At 65.1% G+C, this 6,451-nt stretch carries 7 protein-coding genes; 3 read left to right on the top strand and 4 right to left on the bottom strand.

Features of this window, described 5'->3' with window-relative positions:
• Nucleotides 1–19 precede the first annotated feature (19 nt).
• From VH499_RS07320 to VH499_RS07310, 3 genes are all read left to right on the top strand, one after another.
• Nucleotides 20–781 carry an ABC transporter ATP-binding protein gene (locus tag VH499_RS07320; RefSeq protein ID WP_332052043.1) on the top strand — a complete coding sequence of 254 codons (762 nt, stop codon included), beginning with the start codon at nucleotides 20–22 and terminating at the stop codon, nucleotides 779–781.
• Nucleotides 778–1,485: an ABC transporter ATP-binding protein gene (locus tag VH499_RS07315; RefSeq protein ID WP_332052042.1), complete on the top strand. Its 708-nt coding sequence runs from the start codon at nucleotides 778–780 to the stop codon at nucleotides 1,483–1,485. Before VH499_RS07320 ends, VH499_RS07315 begins: the two co-directional genes overlap by 4 nt.
• A gap of 117 nt (nucleotides 1,486–1,602) precedes the next feature.
• The gene (locus tag VH499_RS07310; RefSeq protein ID WP_332052041.1) at nucleotides 1,603–2,430 is read left to right on the top strand and encodes a hypothetical protein; all 828 of its coding nucleotides are present in this window, start codon (nucleotides 1,603–1,605) and stop codon (nucleotides 2,428–2,430) included.
• A 12-nt stretch (nucleotides 2,431–2,442) separates the two neighbouring features.
• Here the strand turns inward: VH499_RS07310 and VH499_RS07305 are convergent, their stop codons facing one another.
• The 4 genes from VH499_RS07305 to VH499_RS07290 form a co-directional block, all read right to left on the bottom strand.
• Nucleotides 2,443–2,661, bottom strand: coding sequence for a dodecin (locus VH499_RS07305; RefSeq protein ID WP_332052040.1), 219 nt, complete (start codon nucleotides 2,659–2,661; stop codon nucleotides 2,443–2,445).
• A gap of 166 nt (nucleotides 2,662–2,827) precedes the next feature.
• Nucleotides 2,828–3,592 carry an FkbM family methyltransferase gene (locus tag VH499_RS07300; RefSeq protein ID WP_332052039.1) on the bottom strand — a complete coding sequence of 255 codons (765 nt, stop codon included), beginning with the start codon at nucleotides 3,590–3,592 and terminating at the stop codon, nucleotides 2,828–2,830.
• 84 nt (nucleotides 3,593–3,676) lie between these two features.
• Nucleotides 3,677–4,060 carry a hypothetical protein gene (locus VH499_RS07295; RefSeq protein WP_332052038.1) on the bottom strand — a complete coding sequence of 128 codons (384 nt, stop codon included), beginning with the start codon at nucleotides 4,058–4,060 and terminating at the stop codon, nucleotides 3,677–3,679.
• 62 nt (nucleotides 4,061–4,122) lie between these two features.
• Nucleotides 4,123–6,426: a xanthine dehydrogenase family protein molybdopterin-binding subunit gene (locus VH499_RS07290; protein ID WP_332052037.1), complete on the bottom strand. Its 2,304-nt coding sequence runs from the start codon at nucleotides 6,424–6,426 to the stop codon at nucleotides 4,123–4,125.
• Nucleotides 6,427–6,451 lie beyond the last annotated feature (25 nt).

Genomic DNA, 6,451 nt, shown 5'->3' with positions numbered 1-6,451 from the left:
ACCCGCGTCGAGGTGAAGCGTGCTTGAGGTGAAGGGCCTCTCCAAGTCGTTCGGTGGCTTCCGCGCCGTAAGCGAGGTCGACCTGGCCGTCGCCGAAGGCGAGATCGCGGCTGTCATCGGCCCCAACGGCGCCGGCAAGTCGACCCTGTTCAACCTCATGACAGGGCATTTGCAGCCGACTGCCGGTCGCGTGCTCGTCGAGGGGCGCGATATCACCGGCGTTGCACCGCACAAGATCTGCGGCATGGGGCTCGGAAGGTCGTTCCAGCGCACCAACATCTTTCCGAGATTGACCGTGCTGGAGAACGTGCAGGCTGCCTTTCTCGCCCACCGCGGCCAAGGCGCGAATTTCTGGTCCCGCTCGGAGCGACTTTGTCGTGACGAAAGCGAGGCGCTGCTCGCCTCGATCGGCCTCGCCGGCCGGGCGCAAGCCACGGCGGGAACGCTCTCCTACGGCAATCAGAAGCAGCTCGAGCTCGGCATCGCGCTGGCGAGCGATCCCAAGATCCTGCTGCTCGACGAACCGACGGCGGGCATGTCCGCCGGCGAGACGCACGAGACGATCGCGCTCATCGAACGCATCGCACGCGAGCGCGGGCTCACACTCCTGTTCACCGAGCACGACATGGCGGTCGTGTTCTCGATCTCGCACAAGATCACGGTGATGCACCAGGGACGCGTCATCGCCCACGGCGATCCGACGACAGTTCGGGCGGATGCCGAGGTCCGTCGCGTCTATCTGGGCGATCTGGGTGACCGGCCGATGAGCCCGCGATCGTGAGCGCGCTGCTGGCGCTGCAGGACGTGCATGCGGCCTACGGGTTGAGTCGTGTGCTGTTTGGCATCTCGCTCGAGGTCAACGAGGGGGAGTGCGTCTGCCTGCTCGGCCGCAATGGCGTCGGCAAGACCACTACCATGCGCTCCGTCATGGGGCTGACGCCGCCCAACGCCGGCCATGTCCGCTTCAAGTCGCGCGACATTACCGGCTGGTCGCCGTATCGCGTCGCTCGCGCCGGTATCGGTTTCGTCCCCGAGGACCGCCGCATCTTCGCCGAGCTCTCGGTGTGGGAGAATCTCGACGTGGCGCGCCGGGCTGCGGCGCGGCCGGGACGCTGGACGATCGACGCCGTGACCGAGCTCTTTCCGGTGCTCGGCGCGCTGCGCGACCGGCAAGGCGGGTTTCTTTCGGGCGGCGAGCAGCAGATGTTGACCATTGCCCGCACGCTCATGGGCAATCCCGATCTGCTGCTGCTCGACGAACCGTCGGAGGGGCTCGCGCCGCTTGTGGTCGAGGCGCTGCTCGTCAAGATCGGCGAGCTGAAGGCGCAGGGTCTGACGATCCTGCTCGCGGAGCAGGGTATCGAGTTCTCGCTGGCACTGGCCGACCGGGTCTACGTCCTGGAGAAGGGCGCCGTGCGCTTTGCCGGCCCGGCGGCCGCACTCAAGTCCGACCGGGCGCTGCTCGATCAGCTGCTGGCGCTCTGACGCGGCACTGAAGGCGCGACGGACCTTCGCATGATCGGGATGTCCGCAAAGCTCCTGCGACTGCGGTTTGCGAAGCCGGCGCAATAGCGCGAAACTCCCACAAGATTGGGGGACGCCATGCGGGTACGTCTCGCGATTCTTGCGGCGGTCGCCGGTCAATTGACGGCGCTGCCACTCAGCGCCCAGCAAAATTGCCCGACGATCGAGTTCGAGCACGGCGAGGACGTGACAACGGTCGGCGGGACGGTGAAGCCAGAGGATGAGGCCTGCTATCGCCTCGAGGCCGAGGCGGGAGAGAGCTTCACGCTGAACGTGATCCAGGGCGACAACATTGTCTTCTCGGTCGCGGGCGTGGCCGACGCCCGCGACCGGCTGACTTTCACCGCGGAATCGAAGAGCTACAAGATCGTCGTCGGCCAGCTCATGCGCGGCGTCGATGCCGAGGCTTTCAAGGTGGCGATCGTGCGAAGCGTGGCTGCGGCTGCGAAGGAGCCGAGCCACGAGACAGTTGCGATTCCAGGGTCGGTCCCGCCCGAGATGCGGCAGAAGATCGCCACGGACGTCGCCGAGATGCTCAAGAGGTGTCGCTCGGATTGGCCACTTTATGCGTCCTTTCACGACTGCCAGTGCCTCGCCGGGAAGTTTGTCGAGGCCAGGCTCCGCGATCCCGGGCAGCCCGGCGAGGAAATCGGCTTCGAAATCCGAAAGGAATGCGTCAATCCGCAGGGAATCATCACCTACATGTACGACTACTGCTTCAAGGACGTGTCGAGGATGAACCTGCTGCAGAAGATGAAGGGCGCGACCGAACGCCAGTGGGCCAGCTACTGCAAGTGCTTCGCCGCTACCGTGGCCAAGACGTATGCGAGCGCGCCCGACCCGAGCTACAGCTACATCGAGACGATCGGCGGCGACGCCTTCGCCGCCTGTCCACGGTCGCCCTGAGCGGCGGCCGCGCTACGCCTTTGGTTCGTATCTCAGGCCCAGCTTGAGGGTGACCTGGTAATTCGAGACTTTGCTGTCGCGAATGTTGCCTCGGACTTCGACCACCTCGAACCAATCGAGATTGCGCAGTGATCGCGATGCCGTGGCAATCGCCGAATCGATGGCGTCGGAGACTGACTTGTCGGAGCTGCCGACCACTTCGGTTTTCACGTAGGTCCGGTTGGTAGTCATCTGCCTCTCCTCAATTCGTCACGAAGAATTACGATTGTGGCAGTGCATGCTGGCGCTGCAGGACGGTCGACCGGAAGAGAGACTACGCGTTGCCGGGCTTCGGCTCTACCTCGTGCTACACCCGTGGTCCGGCGGGCCGTCGCCATGACGAGCCGCTGAGACCGGCTCAGGATTTCATCGCCCAGCGCCTGTCGGCCCTTAACGGCGAGTTTTCCGGGACGAACAGGAGATCGAGCTGGGCCGTCGCGTCGTCGAGCGGCCGGCGTTTCAGCCCGACCACGTCGGCCAGGGCGAATCCATGATCGTGCATGAAGCCGACGACGCCATGGACCTCCGCCCCGCCCTTGACGGTGGCGATTGTGCTGGTCTCGATGATGAAGGCATCGATATCGGCAACGCGGCCGGTCATGCCTTCCAACACCATCAGTTCGGCGCCCTGCACGTCGATCTTGCAGAGAGCGGGCCGCTCGACGGCGGTGAACAGCGAGTCGAAACGACGCATGGGCACTCGGTCGAAGCGCAGGAAATCGCGTTGACCCACTTCCTCGAGCAAGGTCGAGCCCTGGATGTCCGACCGGATCTCGAGTTGCGCCTCGCCGTCGCGATCTCCCAGCGCCACCGGATGAACCTCGCATCTCAGCCGGCGCGCAAGTTTCTCGACGTGGGGCAACGCCTCCCGGGTCGGCTCGATCAGATGGTAGAAGGCGTCGGGAAAGAGACGATAGAGGTTGAAGGTGCCGAATCCGACCCCGACATCGAATATGGTAGCCGGCCGGAAGCCATGCTGTCGCAGCACGCCGATCGATTGACGCCACGACAAACGCGGCGACGGCAGGGGAAGATAAGGCTCCAGCGGACGGAGGGCATTCTTGAGACGAGAGATCACGCCCCGGCGCGCCGAAGCGGCCGCCCAGGAAGGAACATAGGCCACCCTATTCTTCTCCCGTCACAGCTGAGATCCTATTGTTAGGGAACGTGGCTTGGCCTGCCTGTGATCAAGATGTGGCGCCATATCCTACTTTCTCACGAAGGTGAAATTGCATGTTCGACCGGCAGTGCGGGCACCGGTGCCGCGGTTGCCTTCGAAGCGCGCAGTCACAGAGAATGAAAAAGGCGAGCCGGGTTGCTGGAAGCCAGTGGTGTGCTCGGCCTTGCCGTTCGTTCCCCGGGCGATGAGCTTTGCCGAGCCGTCCGGCTCGATGCGGCCGCTCAACGTCTCGGACGCACTTGTGCTGCGATTGCTGTATTGTCCCGTCAGCTGGCCGTCCTCCACGGTAGCGTCGAACAGGAATTGGTAGCCGCGCGCGCCGTCGGCGGCAGGAAGGCAATCCTGCGTGACGCTCCACGTTCCGTCGAAAGGACCGGCGGCCAGTGCCGTCTGCGACAAGGCGACCAGCATGCCCCCGACAAGAAGAAGCGAAGTCCTTGGCATCGTATCCTCCGGGCACCCGGCAGTCGGGATCAGGTCCGCGCCATCTGGATGGCCTGCCATATGCGGGCCGGAGTCGCCGGACCGTCGAATTTCTTCACGCCGAGCGGCGTCAACGCGTCGAGGACCGCGTTGGCGATGGCAGGGAAAGCGGCGATCGCGCCGGCTTCGCCACAGCCCTTCACGCCCAGCGGATTGGTGGTGCAGCGGGTGGAATTGAAACCGAGATCGAACGACGGCAGTTGTCCGGCACGAGGCAATGGATAGTCCATGAAAGAGGCCGCGAGCATCTGGCCGGATCCGGCATCGTAGAGGGCATGCTCCATCAATGCCTGGCCGACGCCCTGAGCGATGGCGCCATGGGCCTGACCTTCGACGATCATAGGATTGACCAGCACGCCGTAGTCGTCGATCGCCGTGTAGCGCACCAGATCGACGGTTCCTGTGTCGCGGTCGATCTCGACCTCCACGACATGTGCGCCGTTGGGGAAGGTGAGATGCTCGCGCTTCCAGAAATGGTAGGTGTCGAGTGGCTGTTTCTTCTTGCGGCCGAGGACGGCGACGTCGAGCAGGGCAATACCGCGATCGGTGCCCGAGACTGTGAAGCGGCCGTCTTCGAAGCGGATATCGGCCTCAGCGGCCTCCAGGGCTTCCGCGGCCAGCGCCAGGCCCTTGGCGATGATCGCGTCAGCAGCACGCCAGATCGCCGTGCCACCCATATAAGTCGCACGGGAGCTGCCATGGCCGCCGCCTGCGGCGATCAGATCGGTGTCGCCCTGGCGCAGGCGAATCAGTTCGTTCGCGATGCCGAGACGATGGGCAAGGATCTGGGGAAAGGTCGTCTCGTGGCCTTGGCCGATATGCTGGGTGCCCGTGATGAGCGACACCGTGCCATCGCCCTCGAAACGAATATCGACATTCTCCTCCGGCGAGCCGCCGGTGCCCTTGATGTGGTAGGCGATGCCAAGCCCGCGCAAGAGCCCGCGTCGTTCGCTATCCCTGCGGCGCGCCGGAAAGCCCGCAACATCGGCACGGGCCAACGCCTTGTCGAGCGTGCCGTCGAAGGCGCCGCTGTCGACCTGGAAGCCGAAGGAATTGGTCATCGGCATGTCATGGCCCGGCACGATGTTTCGTCGGCGCAGCTCGATCCGATCGAAACCGCCTTGCGGCGCGGCGGCGTCGATCAGTCGCTCGACGATGTTCACGGCCTCGGCAAAGCCCGGCCCGCGCGTCACGCCAATCGGTGCGGTATTGGTGAGGACGGCGACGACGCGGAGTGCGATGGAGGGAATGCGATACACCGTCCCTTGCAGGTGTATGTACTGGTAGGTCTGCACGCCTCCCCCGGCGCCGGCCATGTAGGCACCGAGATTGGCGAAACTCTCGACCTTTAGCGCCAGGAATTTGCCCGAGGCGTCGAGTGCGAGAGAAGCCTCGGCTTGCATGTCGCGGCCGGCATGGTCGCACAGGAAGACCTCGCCGCGGTTCGCCACCCATTTCACCGGCCGGTCCGTGCGGCGCGCTGCCCACAGAACCAGCGCGTGCTCGGCATAGGCGAAGTTCTTGGCGCCGAAGCCGCCGCCGACATCGGGCGCGATGAAGCGCACGTTCTTCGCTTCGACGTCGAGGCAGCGCGCGATGTGATCGCGATTGATGTGGATGTTCTGGCTCGCGACGTGGAGCGTGTAGCGGCCGCTCGCCGGGTCGAACTGGCCGACACAACCGCGCGGCTCCATCGGGTTGGTGACCACACGGTGATTGTCCAGCCGCAGGCGGACGACCTGCGCCGCTTGCGCGAACGCCGCTTCCGCTCCCTTCCAGTCGCCGGTGCGCCAGTCGATGCAGCGATTGCCCGGCACCTCCGACGAAATCGCCGGCGCGCCTGGTGCAGACGCCATCTCGGGCGAGGTGATCGCGGTGAGCGCTTCATAGTCGACGACGATCAGCTCGGCCGCATCGAGTGCCTGGGCGAGCGTTTCGGCCACGACCATTGCGATCGGCTCACCCACGAACCGCACCTTGCCGGCAGCGAGCAACGGCTGTGGCGCGAAGATGAACGGCTCGCCGGTCTGCACGTTGGCTTCGACATAGGGCCTGAGCGGCTTCAGTCCGTCGGCCTCGCCGGCGGCGGCCGTGAGAACGGCCAGCACGCCGGGTGCTCGTGCAGCGGCCGAGATGTCGATCGAGCGGATCAGTGCGTGCGCGTGCGGCGAGCGCAGAACCGTTGCGTGCGCGAGCCTGTCGAAGCGCAGATCGTCGAGATAGGCGCCCTGCCCGGTGACAAACCGCGCATCCTCGCGTCGTTTCGGCGAGTCGCCGATGATCGATACGGCCATGACGCAATCTCGCGTGGCGGTCGGC

The organism is Reyranella sp., from assembly GCF_036558665.1.
GTDB lineage: Bacteria > Pseudomonadota > Alphaproteobacteria > Reyranellales > Reyranellaceae > Reyranella.
The sequence above is the reverse complement of the archived record's forward strand: the minus strand, read 5'-3'. Positions and strand labels throughout refer to the sequence as shown.